At 33.7% G+C, this 17878-nt stretch carries 18 protein-coding genes, 2 tRNA genes and 1 pseudogene; 20 read left to right on the forward strand and 1 reads right to left on the reverse strand.

Annotated elements, in window-relative coordinates:
- The first annotated feature begins 16 nt into the window (after positions 1–16).
- From msbA to pgsA, 6 genes are all read left to right on the forward strand, one after another.
- Positions 17–1765, forward strand: a complete 1749-nt coding sequence (gene msbA / locus C0975_RS08505; RefSeq protein WP_101776018.1) for a lipid A ABC transporter ATP-binding protein/permease MsbA — start codon at positions 17–19, stop codon at positions 1763–1765.
- A gap of 33 nt (positions 1766–1798) precedes the next feature.
- On the forward strand, positions 1799–2764 hold the full coding sequence (lpxK, locus tag C0975_RS08510; protein WP_101775964.1) for a tetraacyldisaccharide 4'-kinase: 966 nt from the start codon (positions 1799–1801) through the stop codon (positions 2762–2764).
- Between the two features lie 26 nt (positions 2765–2790).
- Positions 2791–2973 carry a Trm112 family protein gene (locus tag C0975_RS08515; RefSeq protein ID WP_101775965.1) on the forward strand — a complete coding sequence of 61 codons (183 nt, stop codon included), beginning with the start codon at positions 2791–2793 and terminating at the stop codon, positions 2971–2973.
- A 1-nt stretch (position 2974) separates the two neighbouring features.
- Positions 2975–3754, forward strand: coding sequence for a 3-deoxy-manno-octulosonate cytidylyltransferase (gene kdsB / locus C0975_RS08520; protein WP_101775966.1), 780 nt, complete (start codon positions 2975–2977; stop codon positions 3752–3754).
- 26 nt (positions 3755–3780) lie between these two features.
- Positions 3781–5607: an excinuclease ABC subunit UvrC gene (gene uvrC, locus C0975_RS08525; RefSeq protein WP_101775967.1), complete on the forward strand. Its 1827-nt coding sequence runs from the start codon at positions 3781–3783 to the stop codon at positions 5605–5607.
- A gap of 94 nt (positions 5608–5701) precedes the next feature.
- Positions 5702–6259 (forward strand): CDP-diacylglycerol--glycerol-3-phosphate 3-phosphatidyltransferase, encoded by a 558-nt coding sequence (pgsA, locus tag C0975_RS08530; RefSeq protein WP_101775968.1) that lies wholly within the window; start codon positions 5702–5704, stop codon positions 6257–6259.
- Positions 6260–6277: 18 nt separating this feature from the next.
- Here pgsA and C0975_RS11740 read toward each other — a convergent pair.
- Positions 6278–6439, reverse strand: a pseudogene (locus tag C0975_RS11740) (IS3 family transposase); the annotation flags it as partial.
- Positions 6440–8010: 1571 nt separating this feature from the next.
- Here C0975_RS11740 and C0975_RS08540 point away from each other — a divergent pair.
- The 14 genes from C0975_RS08540 to C0975_RS08605 all read left to right on the forward strand — a co-directional run bounded on the left by C0975_RS08540 (position 8011) and on the right by C0975_RS08605 (position 17849).
- Positions 8011–8086: transfer RNA gene (locus C0975_RS08540), tRNA-Gly, on the forward strand.
- Between the two features lie 23 nt (positions 8087–8109).
- Positions 8110–8196 (forward strand) — tRNA-Leu (locus C0975_RS08545).
- Between the two features lie 399 nt (positions 8197–8595).
- Entirely contained in the window at positions 8596–8820 is a 225-nt protein-coding gene (locus C0975_RS08550) for a Flp family type IVb pilin (protein ID WP_101775969.1), read from the forward strand.
- Between the two features lie 94 nt (positions 8821–8914).
- Complete coding sequence (locus C0975_RS08555; RefSeq protein WP_101775970.1) at positions 8915–9103, forward strand: Flp family type IVb pilin; 189 nt, start codon at positions 8915–8917, stop codon at positions 9101–9103.
- 25 nt (positions 9104–9128) lie between these two features.
- A complete protein-coding gene (locus C0975_RS08560) occupies positions 9129–9557 on the forward strand; it encodes an A24 family peptidase (protein ID WP_101775971.1) in 429 nt (142 codons plus the stop codon).
- 51 nt (positions 9558–9608) lie between these two features.
- The gene (locus C0975_RS08565; protein WP_101775972.1) at positions 9609–10415 is read left to right on the forward strand and encodes a flp operon protein C; all 807 of its coding nucleotides are present in this window, start codon (positions 9609–9611) and stop codon (positions 10413–10415) included.
- Positions 10415–11824, forward strand: coding sequence for a type II and III secretion system protein family protein (locus C0975_RS08570; RefSeq protein WP_101775973.1), 1410 nt, complete (start codon positions 10415–10417; stop codon positions 11822–11824). The genes C0975_RS08565 and C0975_RS08570 overlap by 1 nt, the downstream gene beginning before the upstream one ends.
- The gene (locus tag C0975_RS08575) at positions 11821–12324 is read left to right on the forward strand and encodes a protein RcpB (RefSeq protein ID WP_101775974.1); all 504 of its coding nucleotides are present in this window, start codon (positions 11821–11823) and stop codon (positions 12322–12324) included. Before C0975_RS08570 ends, C0975_RS08575 begins: the two co-directional genes overlap by 4 nt.
- 18 nt (positions 12325–12342) lie before the next feature.
- Positions 12343–13467, forward strand: coding sequence for a CpaE/TadZ family protein (locus tag C0975_RS08580; protein ID WP_101775975.1), 1125 nt, complete (start codon positions 12343–12345; stop codon positions 13465–13467).
- Between the two features lie 14 nt (positions 13468–13481).
- Entirely contained in the window at positions 13482–14759 is a 1278-nt protein-coding gene (locus C0975_RS08585) for a TadA family conjugal transfer-associated ATPase (protein ID WP_101775976.1), read from the forward strand.
- The gene (locus C0975_RS08590; RefSeq protein WP_101775977.1) at positions 14760–15644 is read left to right on the forward strand and encodes a type II secretion system F family protein; all 885 of its coding nucleotides are present in this window, start codon (positions 14760–14762) and stop codon (positions 15642–15644) included. It abuts the gene before it with no gap.
- Positions 15641–16495: a type II secretion system F family protein gene (locus tag C0975_RS08595; protein WP_101775978.1), complete on the forward strand. Its 855-nt coding sequence runs from the start codon at positions 15641–15643 to the stop codon at positions 16493–16495. Before C0975_RS08590 ends, C0975_RS08595 begins: the two co-directional genes overlap by 4 nt.
- On the forward strand, positions 16485–17246 hold the full coding sequence (locus C0975_RS08600; protein ID WP_101775979.1) for a tetratricopeptide repeat protein: 762 nt from the start codon (positions 16485–16487) through the stop codon (positions 17244–17246). Before C0975_RS08595 ends, C0975_RS08600 begins: the two co-directional genes overlap by 11 nt.
- Positions 17247–17261: 15 nt before the next feature.
- Positions 17262–17849 carry a TadE/TadG family type IV pilus assembly protein gene (locus tag C0975_RS08605; protein WP_101775980.1) on the forward strand — a complete coding sequence of 196 codons (588 nt, stop codon included), beginning with the start codon at positions 17262–17264 and terminating at the stop codon, positions 17847–17849.
- Positions 17850–17878 lie beyond the last annotated feature (29 nt).

Genomic DNA, 17878 nt, shown 5'->3' on the forward strand with positions numbered 1-17878 from the left:
TAAAATAGAAGAAATTATGCAAGATAAAGATTTTTCAACAATACAAACATTTAAGCGTTTATGGCCAACTATTCGCCCATTCAAATTTGGATTAGTTGTATCAGCAATTGCTTTAGTACTTAATGCGTTAGCAGATGCAAGTTTAATTTCTTTACTTAAGCCCCTATTAGATGAAGGTTTTGGTAATGCTGATACTTCTTTTTTGCGTACAATGTCATATGTGGTTGTTTTAGTTATACTTTTACGAGGAATAAGTAATTTTATTTCTTCTTATTGTCTCTCTTGGGTTTCAGGTAAAGTTGTGATGACTATGCGTCGTCGTATTTTTAAGCACCTTATGTTCATGCCAGTTCCTTTTTTCGACCAAAATTCAACTGGTAAGCTTTTATCTCGTATTTCTTATGATTCAGAAATGGTCGCCAATTCGTCTTCTGGGGCATTAATCACTATTATAAGAGAAGGTGCTTATATTATTTCTTTACTTGTTGTTATGCTCTACCACAGTTGGCAATTATCTTTAGTATTATTTTTAATTGGTCCAATTATTGCGGTTTTGGTTCGTTTAGTTTCAAAGCGTTTTAGAGAATTAAGTAAAAATATGCAAAATGCTATGGGGGAACTTACTGCAACAGCTGAACAAATGTTGAAAGGGCATAAAGTTGTGCTTTCATTTGGTGGGCAACTAGTTGAAGAAGAACGCTTTAATCATGTTAGTAATGATATGCGTCGTAAAGGGATGAAAATGGCTGTAGCAGATGCAATTTCTAATCCTGTGGTTCAAGTGATTGCTTCTTTTGCACTGGCGGCAGTGCTTTATTTAGCAACAGTACCAACAATTATGGATCAAAACTTGACGGCAGGTGCATTTACTGTGGTGTTTTCCGCTATGTTAGCGATGATGCGACCATTAAAGTCGCTTACAAATGTAAATGCACAATTCCAAAAGGGAATGGCGGCTTGTCAAACGCTGTTTGCGTTATTAGATTTGGATACTGAAAAAGATCTAGGTACACATAAAGGCGAAAATGTACAGGGAAATCTTGCGTTTAAAGATGTCACTTTTACTTATCAAGGGCGTAATGAGCCAGCATTACGTAATTTATCTTTTGAAGTTGAAAAAGGCAAAACAGTAGCATTAGTTGGGCGTTCTGGCTCTGGCAAATCCACGATTGCGAATTTAGTGACACGTTTTTACGACGTTGATCAAGGCGAGATTTTATTAGATGGCATCAATATTCAAGATTATCGTTTATCAAGCCTGCGTGAAAATTGTGCGGTAGTTTCACAACAAGTTCATCTTTTTAATGATACTATCGCAAATAATATTGCGTATGCTGCCAAAGATAAGTACAGCCGTGAAGAAATTATTAAAGCAGCAGAAGATGCTTATGCAATGGAATTTATTGAAAAACTAGAACATGGTTTAGATACAGTAATTGGTGAAAATGGACTCAGCTTATCAGGTGGTCAGCGCCAGCGCTTAGCTATTGCACGCGCATTATTACGTGATTCGCCAGTATTAATTCTAGATGAAGCGACATCTGCATTAGATACAGAATCGGAACGTTCAATTCAATTAGCGTTAGAAAAATTACAAAAAGAGCGTACTGTCATTGTTATTGCTCATCGCTTATCAACAATTGAAAATGCAGATGAAATTTTAGTTATTGAGCATGGTGAAATCAAAGAACGTGGCACACATACTGAATTGTTGGCATTAGGTGGTGCGTATAAACAATTACATAGTATGCAATTCAGTCATTAATTTAGACGATATAACATATAGAAAGAGGTTAACATGCAATTTTGGTATTCGCATTCGTGGGTCACTTGTTTGCTGTTGCCTTTTTCTTTTTTATTTTGGCTCATCAGTTATGTACGCAGAGCATTATTTAAACATAATATTTTATCCTCTTATCGCGCCCCTGTTCCCGTGGTTATCGTTGGTAATCTTTCGGTTGGTGGAAATGGTAAAACGCCAGTTGTCATTTGGTTAGTTCAGCAACTACAACAGCAGGGATTAAAAGTAGGGGTTATCTCGCGTGGCTACGGTAGCCAGTCTAATACTTATCCTTTGTTAGTGACTGCACAAACAGATCCGCTACAAGGCGGTGATGAACCTGTATTAATTGCCAAACGGACCCAAGTACCTGTTTGTATATCACCTAATCGCCAGCAAGCAATCGAATTATTATTGCAACAGCAACATTATGATTTAATTATCAGTGATGATGGGTTACAGCATTATAAATTACAACGTGATATTGAAATTGTTGTAATAGATGCACAACGTGGTTTAGGCAACGGTTTGTTACTGCCCGCAGGACCATTACGTGAGCTGCCAAGTCGTTTACAACAAGCAGATTTAGTCATTAGTAATGGTGAGAGTAATCAATATACTGATGTTGTAATGAGGTTAGAGCCTCATTATGCAGTCAATTTAGTAACGGGAGAAAAGCGTTTGATTGCCTCATTTAAAGTAGCTTCAGCGATTGCTGGAATTGGTAATCCACAACGTTTTTTTATGATGTTACAGAGCTTGAATATTCAGCTTAGCCAAACACAAGCATTTCAAGACCATCAAAAATTTGAAGCTAATCAATTTGTTAAATTTGATAAAAATCGACCGTTATTGATGACAGAAAAGGACGCAGTAAAGTGTTTTGCATTTGCTCAGCCGAATTGGTGGTATGTACCAGTGGATGCAGTAATTGAAGGCGAGAAAGTGCGGTCATTTTTAGAAAAATTTTGCTCAACGAAATAACTGGTGCAGAATTTAGAGAGGAAAAAATGGATACAAAATTATTAGAAATTGTAGCTTGTCCTATTTGCCATGGGCACTTAGCGTTTGATAAAACAAATCAACAGTTAGTGTGTAAATTTGATAAAGTTGTTTATGAGATTAAACAGGGGATTCCTGTTTTATTGGCTGAGCAAGCAATTCCATTTTTTGAACAATCACAGGATAACTAATATGGCAACATTTACTGTAATCATTCCTGCTCGCTATGCTTCCACTCGTTTACCTGGTAAGCCTTTAGCAGATATCGCAGGAAAACCAATGATTGCACATGTGTTTGAAAAAGCAAAGCAATCTGGTGCAAGTCGAATTATCATTGCTACCGATCATCTTAAGGTTGCGGAAGTTGCTCGTGATTTTGGCGCGGAAGTTTGTATGACATCTACTCAGCATAATTCAGGTACTGAACGTTTAGCAGAAGTTATTGAAAAACTGGATATTGCACAAGATGAAATTATCGTCAATATACAAGGAGATGAACCGTTAATTCCACCTGCGATTGTCAATCAAGTTGCAGAAAATTTATCGAAATATCAAGTAAAGATGGCAAGTTTGGCAGTAAAAATAACTGAGCCAGAAGAGCTGTTTAATCCAAATGCAGTAAAAGTGCTGACAGATAAAGAAGGCTATGTTTTATATTTTTCTCGCGCGGTTATTCCATGGAATCGCGATCAGTTTGCGACATTACATAACCAAACTCATACAATAGACCAATTGAAATTGTCCGATCATTATTTACGTCATATCGGCATTTATGCTTATCGCGCTGGATTTATTCAACAATATGTACAATGGCAGCCAACAGTGTTAGAACAAATCGAAAGTTTAGAGCAGCTCCGTGTATTATGGTATGGTGAAAAGATACATGTTGAACTAGCACAAGAAGTCCCCCCCATTGGTGTGGATACATTAGAAGATCTTGAAAAAGTGCGGTCTATTTTACAGCAAAAATAAGCATAAAATTCCTTTGGCACTAAGTTATGTTTGAGGCAAAATCCTTCTTAGCTCATATTTCTCACTCACCAGGTGTTTATCGTATGTATGACGATAAGGACACGGTAATTTATGTGGGAAAAGCGAAAGATCTTAAAAAACGTCTCACCAGTTATTTTCGCGCTAATTTAACAAACAAAAAAACGGAAGCATTAGTTGCCTCAATTGCACGTATTGAAACAACGATTACTTCTTCTGAAACAGAGGCTTTACTACTTGAGCATAACTATATTAAAACTTATCAGCCACGCTATAATGTTCTGTTACGCGATGATAAGTCCTATCCTTACATTTTACTCACTGACGAACACCATCCTCGTATTACTGCGTATCGAGGTAGTAAAAAAATAAAAGGTGAATACTTTGGTCCTTATCCACATGCCAGCGCAGTAAGAGAAACACTTTCTTTATTACAAAAACTATTCCCTATTCGGCAATGTGAAAACGCTGTTTATAATAATCGCTCTCGTCCTTGCTTACAGTATCAAATAGGACGATGTGCAGCACCTTGTGTTGCTGGCTATGTCAGTGACGAAGATTATTTACAACAGGTTGAATTTGCACGCCTTTTTTTACAAGGCAAAGATCAGCAAGTACTTGAGCATTTGGTAGCCAAGATGGAACAAGCTAGTGCCGAGCTTAATTTTGAATTAGCAGCAAGGATTCGTGATCAAATTCAAGCTGCTCGCTCGGTGATTGAAAAGCAATTTGTATCGAATGATTGCCTTGATGATATGGATATTATTTCAATAGCCTATCAATTAGGTATTGCTTGTGTGCAAGTTTTGTTTATTCGTCAAGGTAAGATTTTAGGTAATCGAAGTTATTTTCCTAAGGTTCCAGCTAATACAGATCTTGCAGAACTTACAGCAACTTTTGTCGGACAATTCTATTTACAAGCGCATCAAGGGCGTAGCATTCCGAATAGTATTGTTGTAGATCATAAGTTAGCAGAAAAAAATGAATTGGAAATCTTATTGACACAGCAAGCAGGACGTAAAGTACAGATTCAAGATCACGCGAAAGGTAATAAGAGTAAGTATTTGCAGCTTGCACAAATGAATGCCAAATTAGCTTTAGCTACTCAACTTAAACAAACTCATTTAATCCAAGAGCGTTATCAAGCGTTGCAAACATTATTGAATCTACCTGAAATTAAGCGTATGGAATGTTTTGATATTAGTCATACAATGGGACAGCAAACTATTGCTTCTTGTGTGGTGTTTAATCAAAATGGACCGCTAAAATCCGATTATCGTCGTTTTAATATTGAAGGAATAACGGGTGGTGATGATTATGCGGCGATGGAACAAGCTTTACTCAAGCGTTATGATAAGCCATTAGAGCAAGATAAGATTCCAGATGTGATTTTTATTGACGGTGGTAAGGGGCAATTGAACCGAGCAATACAAGTATTTGCACGATTAAATGTAAAATGGGATAAAAATCGACCGCACTTGATTGGTGTTGCAAAAGGTGTATATCGTAAAGCTGGTCTAGAAACTTTAATTATGAGTAAGCAGGAAAAAGAAATTCATTTACCTGCAGATCACTTAGCGCTCCATTTAATTCAACATATTCGAGATGAAAGCCATCATCATGCAATTAGTGGACACCGTAAAAAACGTCAACAAGCTTTTATACAAAGCGGACTAGAAACGATTGAAGGTGTTGGAACAAAACGTCGTCAAGCGTTATTAAAATATTTAGGTGGTATACAAGGGGTGAAAAAGGCGACTTTAGCCGAAATAGCTTCTGTACCAGGTATTTCTAAAGCACTTGCAGAACGAATTTATGAAGCATTACAGCATTAACGCAGGAATTTTTAATAGAACGGAAAATTCCATTTCCAAATAAAGCGATATGTTCTAGAATAAATACATTATAAAAATTGACCAAACTCTTTCTATGAAACCTAACATACCTATCTTTCTTACACTTTTTCGCGTTATTTTAATCCCATTCTTTGTGATCGCATTCTATTTGCCGTTTTCATGGTCACCTTTTCTAACAACGCTTATCTTTTTTATTGCGGGAGTAACAGACTGGTTTGATGGTTATCTGGCACGAAAATGGAAACAAACTACGCGTTTTGGAGCCTTCTTAGATCCTGTTGCTGATAAAGTAATGGTCACAGTCGCGCTTGCTTTAGTCGTTGAATATCATCATTCATTTTGGATAACACTACCTGCTGTGATTATGATTTCAAGAGAAATTATTATTTCAGCGCTAAGAGAATGGATGGCAGAGATTGGTGATCGTAACAAGGTTGCAGTTTCATGGCTAGGAAAAGTGAAAACAACAGCACAAATGCTAGCATTAGGTGGATTATTATGGCGCTATAATGTTGTCATGGAAATTACTGCAATTGTTTTATTGTATATTGCTGCAATTTTGACAGTTTGGTCGATGTTACAGTATCTAAAAGCAGCAAAAGGCAGCTTATTATCAGATATTTCATTATAATTTTCACTGAAGGATTTACTAAGAGTGCCCTTGTGATCTGCTCCTAATAGGCTGTGACATCAGGGGTTGTTTCCAATATTTTCTCGGACCCAATTCTTTTAATGTTAACTGTATTTGCTCCTGATTGTAATCGCGAATATAGTCATAAATTGCCCGTACTAATTCACCCAGCGTCTCAAAAGTTAATGTGTAATTCCCGAAAAAACTTCCATTACGCTGTTAGCCAAACAATTTCCTTTGTAAGACATACTCTGAGTAATTCCATTTTTTGGCAGATTATGTGAAGTTGTTTTTTATTGCTAGCTAGAAAAAACTTCTGTAAAAGCGATTACTGGCTTTACTTAGGCAAAACTAGGCGCTGATTTAAGAAATTGTACAGTTTGGCATTTATTAATATCATTTAGCTTTAGACACTAAAGCACCCTTTCAGAATATTAAAAGAGAAAGTTAGTAGAGAAGTTTATATACAGCCAATAAGTCTCAGTGAGCTGCTCAAGATAGCGATTTCCGAATTGAATGTACAATAGCTCATGTTTATTTGTAGTGAAAGCTCCGCTAAAGTTGTTCGTGTCTGAAGTGATGGGAGCTTAAAAGGGGCAGATGATAATCAGATTGTCTAATAAGTTTTCGAATTTAAGGAAACATAAATTATGAAGTAATCACCTTTGGTCATGAGGTCACTGTGTGGATAGCCTTAAGTGCGAATGCAGAAAGATAAGGCTATATTCAATACCACAGAAATATAGGTTAGAAGATAAACAGTTAAGACTTTAAGCAATGTAAAATTCGGATTCTAGGAATTAAAATTTAGAAACCCGCCTATGGGGTGCTAATCAAAGCTACTTTCTTTGAAGGTGGATTTTTACTATGAACTAAAAAATACCTTGTATGAAGCTAATCGTCTTCTTTTTTAGATAGTATTTTTGACAGTTTCTGAGTTGTAGAGTTTTTAAAGATATTAAGTGATAACAGAATAACGACAAATAGTTTTTGAATATGATTAGGCATGACGTAATCCTTGGATATGCAGATCTTTTGAGATATGAGTTAAGGTCATCTTCTAGAGTCTCGTTAGAGGTCATTTCTATGGGAAACTTGAAAAAGTGATGAGTTAATTTACTGCCAATTAAGTACAAATTTAATCTTCTATAAAGATAGTCGTAAGGGGATGTTTTTGGATTTTATTAAGCTAGGATGTTATCAAATGAAACTCATCAGTGAATATCATGATAAGCAATACATCATTTATTAAGATAGTTTTTTTAAGCAAAAATTGAGATCGATGATTACGTGGGATGGTGCATATTTTCTTATGGTATTTTATCACTTCTTTTTTCTTTAAAAGTTAGTTTTTTGTGATTTAAGCTTACTACTTATTGGAAAATAAGAAGCAAGTGATCAAATACTGATTTCCAATAATTGCCAATGTTTTGATTGAATATTATACATGTTATAGTCTTAATAAGAATGGAATCAGGAGAATACTAAATATTTCAATCTGTATAAATTTTATTAATTTATAAGTGTTAATTATTTTATCTTATGGAGCGAATGAATATTATCTCTTTCTATGATTTTCTAGATTCTTTTTGACTGCGTTATCGTATGTTTCATGAAATAAAGGCTTCTTTTGTTATTTTGTGATTTGTTTTTAATCAATTGAGTTATTCTTTTGTATTTTTTATTTGACTAGTCTTAATAAATAGGTAAAATGCACCTCGTTGTTTAGGAACACAACATATTAGCTTAAAGCGGGAATAGCTCAGTTGGTAGAGCACAACCTTGCCAAGGTTGGGGTCGCGAGTTCGAGCCTCGTTTCCCGCTCCAAAATATCATTATCTTGTTGATCAGCCCGAGTGGTGAAATCGGTAGACACAAGGGATTTAAAATCCCTCGCTTTTCGAAGCGTGCCAGTTCAAGTCTGGCCTCGGGCACCATTTTATAGTTTTTCATTTCTTTTTTATTTTAGTATTTATTTTTTTAGGTTCGTTTAGTTGATGTAATGTGATATGCATTTCTTGTTAAGTAATGTTATTATCGTTATTGTTATTCATTTAAACTGTGAGAATATTGAAATTTGAAGTAGTACTAATTTTCATTCCTCTTAAAACATTTCTTCTTAATATTATAGTTCCCTTGTAACTCATCGGATCAGTTATCTTTTCTATTTTTTTTATTTCCGTTAATCAAAAAAATGGTTAAAATTCTCTAAGATTATTTAGTGATTAAAATAGTTTTCTTAATGCGATCTTGGTAGTCGCTAAATAACAATACACTCTCATATTGAGAGATTATTTAACATTTAATATTTAATTTAAACTTAGGAGCATATCAAAATGTTTAGTAAATTAACTCAAGCTTATATCACTGTGACTGAATCGATTCGTAACTTTAACAAAGACGAGCGTGGTGTGACTGCAATCGAATACGGTCTAATCGCTGTTGCTGTTGCTGTATTAGTTGTTGCTGTATTCTATTCTGATACTGGTTTCATTAAACAACTTCAGTCTAAATTCAGTACTTTAACTTCAACAGTAGCTTCTGCTAGTTTGAGTAAATAATTAAGTCTTAAGCTTATTAGACTAGCTTATTATTGTAGAATATAGTGAGCTAGTCTATCTGTTAATTTTTTTATACTCATATAGTATTTAAAGGATGAATTATTTTCTTAAATTTAAGAAATGCCAAAAGGGCATCACATCAATTGAATATGGACTAATTGGTGTTGTTATTGCTGTTTTTGTCGTATTTGTACTTTATGATGATCATGGATTTATTTTAGCATTAAAAGATAGATTCGGATATTTGACATCATTAGTATTAGGTTCAATATTGGCTAAATAATTAAGCCTACTAAGGTTCAGAAATAATGAATGGATTTGTTATTTTTCTTCAAACAGTAGTAATTCTATTACTAATAGTTCTATCGTGGACAGATATTCGTGACAGAATTATTAGTAATAGAATTGTATTCTCTCTATTAATAGTGGTTTTACCATTAGCTTGGTTAAAGTATGGATACATTAATATTATACCTGCATTATGGGTACTTGCTATTGGTTTTCTTTTATTTACCTTTCGTATTATTGGGGCAGGAGATATTAAATTAACCTCCGTTTTAATGCTGGCTTTACCCTACGAGCAAATAATTTATTTTTTCTTTTTTACCGCTTTCGCGGGATTATTTCTAATTATAATTGGATTACTTTTCTTTAGAGATTCAGTACGTAAAAATGCTTTACCTTATGGTGTTGCGATTAGTTTAGGTTTTTTAACTGATTTATTACTGTTTGGCTAAGATTGATAATACAAAAAATACAAACTATATATAAAAAATTAAGGGGCAATAATGAATTATAGAATGTTATTTATCATTTCTCTTCTTACACTGGTTGTTGGTATTGGAGGAATATTACTTATACCTACAGGAGATAGCTCAAGTTCAAATACTGAAACAGAGACTTCTGCTGAGGTAGAAAAAAAACCAGAAAAATTAATTATGATTGCTGAATTAAAAAGGGATATTGATTCAGGTACTTTATTGCAAGTAGAAGATTATTCCTTAACTGAAATTACGGTGACAGAAGATAATCCGCTCGTAAATAATGATTTGACAGACGTATTATCAATTTCAAATACAAAAAGTCTACAAGGGCATTTAGTTTCTCAAAATCTTAAGTCTGGTTCTTTACTTTCTAACTCTATTGTTATTTCGCCAAATGATCCGAAGTTCTTATTAACAAGTTTGGATCCTAAACAAGAAATCGCATTTAGAGTTTATCTAAAACCAACGGAGCGTTATATTTTGGATACAATACAAACAGGGGATTATGTTTCCGTATATAATCAGAAAATAACCAATCGTTCACGTGAAGATAGTACTGAGAGATATATATTACTTAAAATTATCAATAAGCTCTTAGTTTTACAAGTAAAAGAATTCCAGACTATTGATGAAAATAATGAAATAATTAAGAAAGATGAATTAGAAGATGAATATATTGGGTATATTAATCTTAAAGTGAATCCTGAGCAGGCTAAACTATTTTATTCACTTGAGAAGGGGTCTCAATTGATTATATTGCCTGCTACTAATCAAGTAGAAAGTACAAACAACAAAGGTTTATTTATTAGAAAATTAAGAGGTAATGAATAATGGAAGATAAAAAAATAAAAAAGAGATTACTTTCTGCATTATATATTGGATTTTGGGCATTTTTCTCATTAAGTACTTTTGCTCAGACGTTCAATTTAGAACAAGGTGGAACAAAATTAGTTCGTACAGAGCAGAAAATCGATACTATTTTTATTTCATCTCCGTCTGTAGCTGATTATGAAATTTTAGATGATAACAGTTTTATTATTTATGCAAAGGAAGAAGGTCGTGCAGAAGTGACGGCATTTGGTGAAGATGGTAAACCTCTAACAAACGATGTTATTAATGTTAATTCTATTATTAGTAGTATTAATGATATTGCGGATACAAATAGACAGATTAAGGCACGTTTTCCTAATTCCAATCTTTCTGTCAAAAAAGTAGGACAAGCTTATGTGATAGAAGGTAAAGCCCTTACTCAAGAGGAAAGTGATGAAGCACATCGTATCGTAGGTGAAGCGTTAGGTAAAGGCAAAAAAGTCACAGAAACCTCATTTAGTAGAGCAGATGGTGCAAGTGAATATGTTCCTTTCTTAGATAAATATCAATTTGATGGAGTAATCAATAATGCTAATGTTAGGGATACAACTCAGATTAATGTGAAACTTTCTGTTGCTGAAGTAAATAAGAAGTTGACTGAAGCATTAGGCATTAATTGGGGACGTATTGTTGGTGTTCATAGTGGAACTCTATTAGGTGGTAGCTGGTCTGGAAGTGGTGGGTTTGATGGTTCAAGTTTAATTTTGCGCTTAAATGCAACAGGGGTTTCTGCATTTATCAATGCATTAGATAACCAAAGTAACGGTAAAATTTTAGCAGAACCTAGTATTTCACTATTATCTGGTGAAACTGCAGATATTTTAGTCGGCGGAGAAATTCCATTTGCACAAAAAGATAAAGAAGGTAGCGCGAATATTATTTATAAGGAATTTGGTGTCAAATTAATGGTTGGTGCTAAAGTGCAAAAAAATAACCGTATTCGTTTAGCGTTAGATCAGAGTGTAAGTAGTATCGCTGGTAGTTATTCTTATGAAAATGTTGGTAACGTACCATTTTTTAATACACGCAGAGCAAAATCGATTTTTGAAGTGGCAGATGGAGAAAGTTTTATCATCGGTGGTTTATTCAGTTCTCAAGATGTTGAAGGAATTAATAAGGTGCCTCTTTTAGGTGATGTTCCTATTTTAGGTTCTTTCTTTCGTAATGCGAAGACCGATAGAGAAGATAAAGAGTTAGTGATTGTAGCAACGGTAAATATTGTTAAACCAGTTCAGGAAAGTGAAATTGTATATCCTACTTTTGAACAGACAGGGACAATGGAACGTTTCTTTAATTTAACTCCGGTAAAGAATGTATATCATAAAACATTAAGCTCTAATTTCTTAAGAAATGGAGGATTTATTCAATGAAAAAATTAGTTATTGCTTTAGCTGCTTTTATGGCATTCACATCGACACAATTAATGGCTTTTTCTAAAGATGAATTAGTTAATAATGTTAAGCTAGCGCAACCTAATGAGCTCAATGAGTTCAGTCGGACTCAGTTAGTTAATCGTTATATTTTATCTGAGCATTCTGATATCGCTTATCATAATATTATCCGTTCTGTGATTCGAGATTTAGGTAGTGATAATAGTAAACGTGTTCATATTATTTGGAACGATAAGCAATCGAAGCAAAATGCAGCAAAAATTCGCAGTTTTTTAATTAAAAAGGGCATTGAGGCTAAATATATTAAAGTTATGCGCAGTCAATATAAACGAGCAATTTATCCACTTTATATAGAGGTGGCAAATATTAGCTCGAAAAAGACACGTTGTGTAGTCGATACAGCAGAAGATATGATGAGTTGGGATGGAATTAATCCTTGTGCAACAAAAAGTAACCATCGTATACAATTAAAGCATTAATATAGAAGGGGTTGCTTTATGTTATTACTTGATAAAGAAAATATTACAGTTGACAGTGCCCGAAAGATCATGGTTGTTTCAGGGCAAGAACATATTCAAAATGATATTGCCCAGATTTTACGTACTCGTGGCTTAGAAAATTTAGAGATTATTAATAGTGATTTCTTTTTATCATCTGATTTGGCTTTTGCAGCCGAAGAAACATTAGGTGTCATTGTTGATATTGGGGCTGAAACTGATATAAAAGTTATTTCTGAAAATATTTATAGTGTGGTACCTCAAAACGTGTGGTGCTGTGTTATTGGACAAAGCGATTCTATTTCTCTAGCGCAAAAATTACTTGATGAAGGTATTCTTTATTTCCATTCTGATACACAGTTAAGTCAAATGGCTGAAAAAATCGTATCTGGTGTAAATATTCCACTTGTTCGACATACAGTAAAAATTGCAGTATTGAGTTGTAAAGGTGGTTCAGGTGCCAGTTTAATCAGTTCACACTTGGCAAATGAAATTGTTTTAAACAAGAAAGTACCTGTTTTGTTAGCACAGGGACCAAATGGTTCTCAAGATTTAGATCTCTCTTTTGATAAAAAGTTACAAGGCGATATTGTAGAGTATATGCCTAATCTGGATTTATTCAGTGGAGATCCATCTCGTTTACCAACTTCTACAACTGATAAATATAATTTCATTATCTATGATCAGCCTATTTTTAATGTTAATAAAGATGATTTTGCTGAATTTTTAGAATATAGCAATAGTTTTATTTTAGTTGTTGAACGTAGTATTGTTGCATTACGAGTCGCTAAACAATTTTTAGATGAATGTGAACGAGTAAGAAGCTCGACTGGTAAACCCATTCGTACTTTTATATGTATATCTGATAATAGTCAAGAGACCTCTAGACTAATGGCAACGAATGATATAGAAGTGTTATTGAAATCACCTGTTGATGTAGTGATTCCATTTTTGAAGAAAACAGATGCGAAAACAATTTTAGATGTTGATTTGGGACGTATTGGTAAGAAAGAAATTAATTCTTTAATGATGAAAGTGATTGGGGCAGTATCGCGCCACAAACAAAAGAAAGAGAAACAAGGATTATTTTCATCGTTACGGAAAGGCATAATTGGTAATAAATAAGAAGATCATAACATATGTTGACTAGAGAACAGCAGGTTTTTTTTAGAAATGAACTATTAAGTAACCTAGATATTGAAAAGATTGATGAAATTCAAAGTGAAAGGGCTAAGCTTGTAGATGAATTAGTTCAAGTTGTTTATCGAGTTGCTGGTAAAGGGAATGTATATATTACATCAGCAGACGCCTTGTTTATGGCTGAGAATATAGCTGATGAAATTGGTGGTTATGGACCTATTAGAGAACTCATGGAAGATGAGACAGTCAATGATATTTTAGTTAATGGTCCTGATGATGTTTGGGTTGAAAGAGCGGGTATTTTAGAAAAAACAGATAAAGTTTTTATTAGCAATGAGCAGTTAACTGATATTGCAAAACGATTGGTTGCAAGAGTTGGACGTCGTATTGATGATGGAAGTCCGCTAGTTGACTCTCGATTACCGGATGGTAGCCGTTTGAATGTGGTAATTGCCCCTATTGCTTTAGATGGGACTTCAATTTCTATCCGTAAATTTAGTAAATCCAAAAAGTCATTACAAGAGCTTGTTAATTTTGGTTCAATGACACGCGAAATGGCTAACTTTCTAATTATTGCTGCAAGATCGCGTGTTAATATTATCGTTTCTGGTGGTACGGGTTCTGGTAAAACAACATTACTAAATGCATTATCGAATTATATTTCACCGCAGGAACGTGTAATTACATTAGAAGATACTGCTGAGTTACGTTTAGAGCAACCACATGTTGTACGTTTAGAGACTCGATTAGCTGGTGTAGAACGTACTGGTGAAATTACAATGCAAGATCTTGTGATTAATGCATTACGTATGCGCCCAGAACGTATTATTGTTGGTGAGTGTCGTGGTGGGGAAGCATTTCAAATGTTACAAGCTATGAATACTGGACATGATGGGTCAATGTCTACCCTGCATGCTAATAGTCCTCGTGATGCTACGGCTCGTTTAGAAAGTATGGTAATGATGTCAAATGCATCTTTACCACTTGAAGCAATTCGCCGCAATATTGCTTCTGCTGTAAATATTATTGTGCAAGCTTCTCGTTTGAATGATGGTTCAAGAAAAATAATGAATATTACTGAGTTGATGGGAATGGAAAATGGGCAAATTGTTATGCAAGATATTTTTTCTTATCAGCCAAGTAAACATCGTGATCAAAATGGAAAGATTACAGGCGAATTTATTTCTCATGGTTTATTAACTCGCTCTGTCGTATATCAAAATGCGCAAGTCTTCAATTTGAGTGCAGAATTGCAAAGTATTTTTGAGGAACGTTAAATGTCTTTAATGTATTATTTGATTCTTGCTTTTGGTGCTGTTTTATTTTTATACACTGCACAAGGGTGGAGAACAACAAGAAAGAAAATACAGCCGCATGATGCTTCCTTGAACAGAAGTGCAGATACTGTGGCAGATATAAAGAAAAAATTTTTTTTGTGGCAGTATTATTTTATCGGTGGCGATAAAAAGAAACTATTAAGAAATATTATTATTAGCATTGCTGTATTTTTAATTTTATTTTTTGTAAATGTTACTTATATTCGTCTTGAAAGATGGATATTTATTTGTCTCTTTGCTTTAGCATTTATTGTTTTTGTTTGGAAATTTGGACAATATCGTAATCAAAAAATGTTTAATGCTATGTTCCCAGAAGTAATTCAGATCATGAATGCAGCTGCTACAGGGGGGGCTGGTTTATTGCAGTCATTAGAACGATGTGGAAAAGATTTAACAGGACAATTAGGTGAAGAATTCAAAAGTATACATAGACGTTTAGCACTTGGTGAAGAACCTATGTCTGTATTTGAAGATAGTTATAGTAGATATCCTTATAAAGAATTTTATTTCTTTATCACTATCATTAGAACTAACTTGTCTAAAGGTGGACAGATTCGTGAGGTAATTTCTCGTTTAGGACGTGTTATTGCCGATAGTAAAAAAATGGAACAGAAAAAGAAAGCAATGACTTCAGAAGCAAGAATGTCGGCTTTTATCGTAGCGATGTTCCCAATAGGTTTTTTCTTATTCATGCAGTTTGCGATGCCTGAAAACTTTGATTTTTTGCTTAATAACCCTAGTGGTAGAATTGTCCTATATTATGTTTTTGGAAGTGAGGTATTTGGTATGTTGATCATTTGGTGGTTAATGAGGAAGTCAACATGACGTTTAAAATTCTCTTGTTCTATATTTTACTTATTATATTTGGAATATCTGTCTTACTTATTGCGTTGTCACATAAAAAGAAATTAGAGAGAAGTCGAGAAATCCTAGCTGGTGAAAGTCCTAAAGAAAAAAGCGAAGAAACAGTTGAGAAAGGTAAAAGTAAGCAACAAATTGAATTAGAGTTATTGCTTATTAATAATAATCCTGTTTTAAAATTTTTAGGTGTTCTAGATAAAAATATAAAAGTTAAGTTTTTACTTGTTTTAGTATTATCAGGCATATATTACTTATATGCCTTAAAAAATGAGCTTAATTTTGTTATGGGGTTAGCGATTATTCTTGTCTTTATTATTGTTATTCCTGGTATTTTAACAAATATGATTTTAAAAGCAAAAATTAAGAAAATAATGGTTGATTTACCAGGCTTTATTGATTTGGTCGCAGTTAATGTACAAACAGGGGTTAGTATTGATGCTGCATTAAAACAAGTTGCTACTGATTTTAAAAAACTGAATCCTGATCTTACTTATGTAATGTTAAGGATTATTCGTAAATCTGAACTTACTGGTTTATCACAGGCACTACAGGATCTTTCTATTTCATTGCCTACAACTGAAATAAGGATGTTTTGTACAGTATTACAACAAAGTTTAAATTTTGGGTCTTCTATTTATTCGCATTTAATCCAATTATCAGCAGATATTCGAGAATTGCAATTATTGATTATAGAAGAAAAATTGGGGACATTATCAGCCAAAATGAGTATTCCATTAATTTTATTTATTATGTTTCCAATTATTATTTTAATTTTAGCACCAGGTATAATGAGGGTATTTCCAAATGTTTTCTAAACTAACAAAAAAAACTGCAATTTGTATTTTAGTTTTATCTGTTATAGGTTGTTCAACAAATGTTCATCAAAAGACTATGTCATCTGAAGCTATTGCAGCGAAAGAAACATTATATGAGAGTACACAGAATTATTCAGCGTTAACTTCTTTGTATAGAGATATATTAAAAAATAAAGAAGATCCTGTAATTCGATATAAATTGGCTAAAACCTATTATCAGCGTGGCGATAGTAAATCTTCTTTATTGTATTTAGTCCCTTTACTGTCTGATACATCTAAGCTTGGCGTACAAGCTAAAACGTTACAAGTGAAGAATTTAATCCAACTATCCCAATTTTCAGAAGCTATTTCTGTAGCTACTGATTTGTTGAATCAGCATCCTAATGACGGTGAAGTCTATAATTTAAGAGGGATTGCATATGCTCAAAATGGTAATCTTAGTCAGGCACGTACAGATATTAATAAAGCCAGAGAATTTTTTATTAATGATAGCGTAGCTATTAATAATTTAGCAATGTTGAATATTATTAATGGTGATTTTAGTAACGCTGTATCGTTATTATTACCTCAATATTTAAATGGTATTAGGGAACCTCGTTTGATCCATAACCTTGTTTTTGCATTAGTCAAAAATGGTAATTTTGATTATGCAAAAGATATTATTGTTAAGGAGCGATTAAATACATCGCCAGATGATTTAATTAATGCTTTGAAAAAGACCACACATGCATCTAAGGGTGTGCGTAGATAATTAAGAGGATTTGATATGAAAAAATTTCTATCAAATAGTAAAGGAACGTCTACAGTAGAGTTTGCTCTTACTATAGCTTTCTATTTATTTATTGTGATGTTTATCTTTGAATTTTGTCGTTTAGCTATTGCAACAGCATATTGGGATCTTGCTATTACTGAAAGTGTAAGGATTGCAAAGAATGAGCAAGCTTCTGCATCTAACTATGAAGATGCTTTTAGAAAAGCTCTTAAGCAGCAAAAAAAATTCCATGATGAATCAACAATGGGATATTTGGCTCTTCTTGAAAAGAATGATTTTGAAGTCAAAGTCGAATATGTCGATTGTGCGAAAGAGGTTGAATGTATTCAAAATTTATTAGCTGAAAAATTCCGTCAGCCTCAAAAAAATAGCGAAGGCGAGATCATTTCACCAGATGGTCGTTTAGCTACTTTAGCGCGCTATTCTTTGACTTATGAATATAAGTTTGTAATCCCGTTATTATTTATTCCTAAGTCTTGGTCAGAAACAATATTGAACCGTGAGTTTGTTGTTGTTCAAGAATTTGAGCGTTCCCGTTTTAATGCAGGTGGAAAAACTAATTCATCTGGAGGCAATCCTTAATTTGGGAGCTTGTTAATTATTTTATAGTA

Origin of the sequence: Pasteurella oralis (genome assembly GCF_002850605.1) — a bacterium.
Taxonomy (GTDB): domain Bacteria; phylum Pseudomonadota; class Gammaproteobacteria; order Enterobacterales; family Pasteurellaceae; genus Pasteurella; species Pasteurella oralis.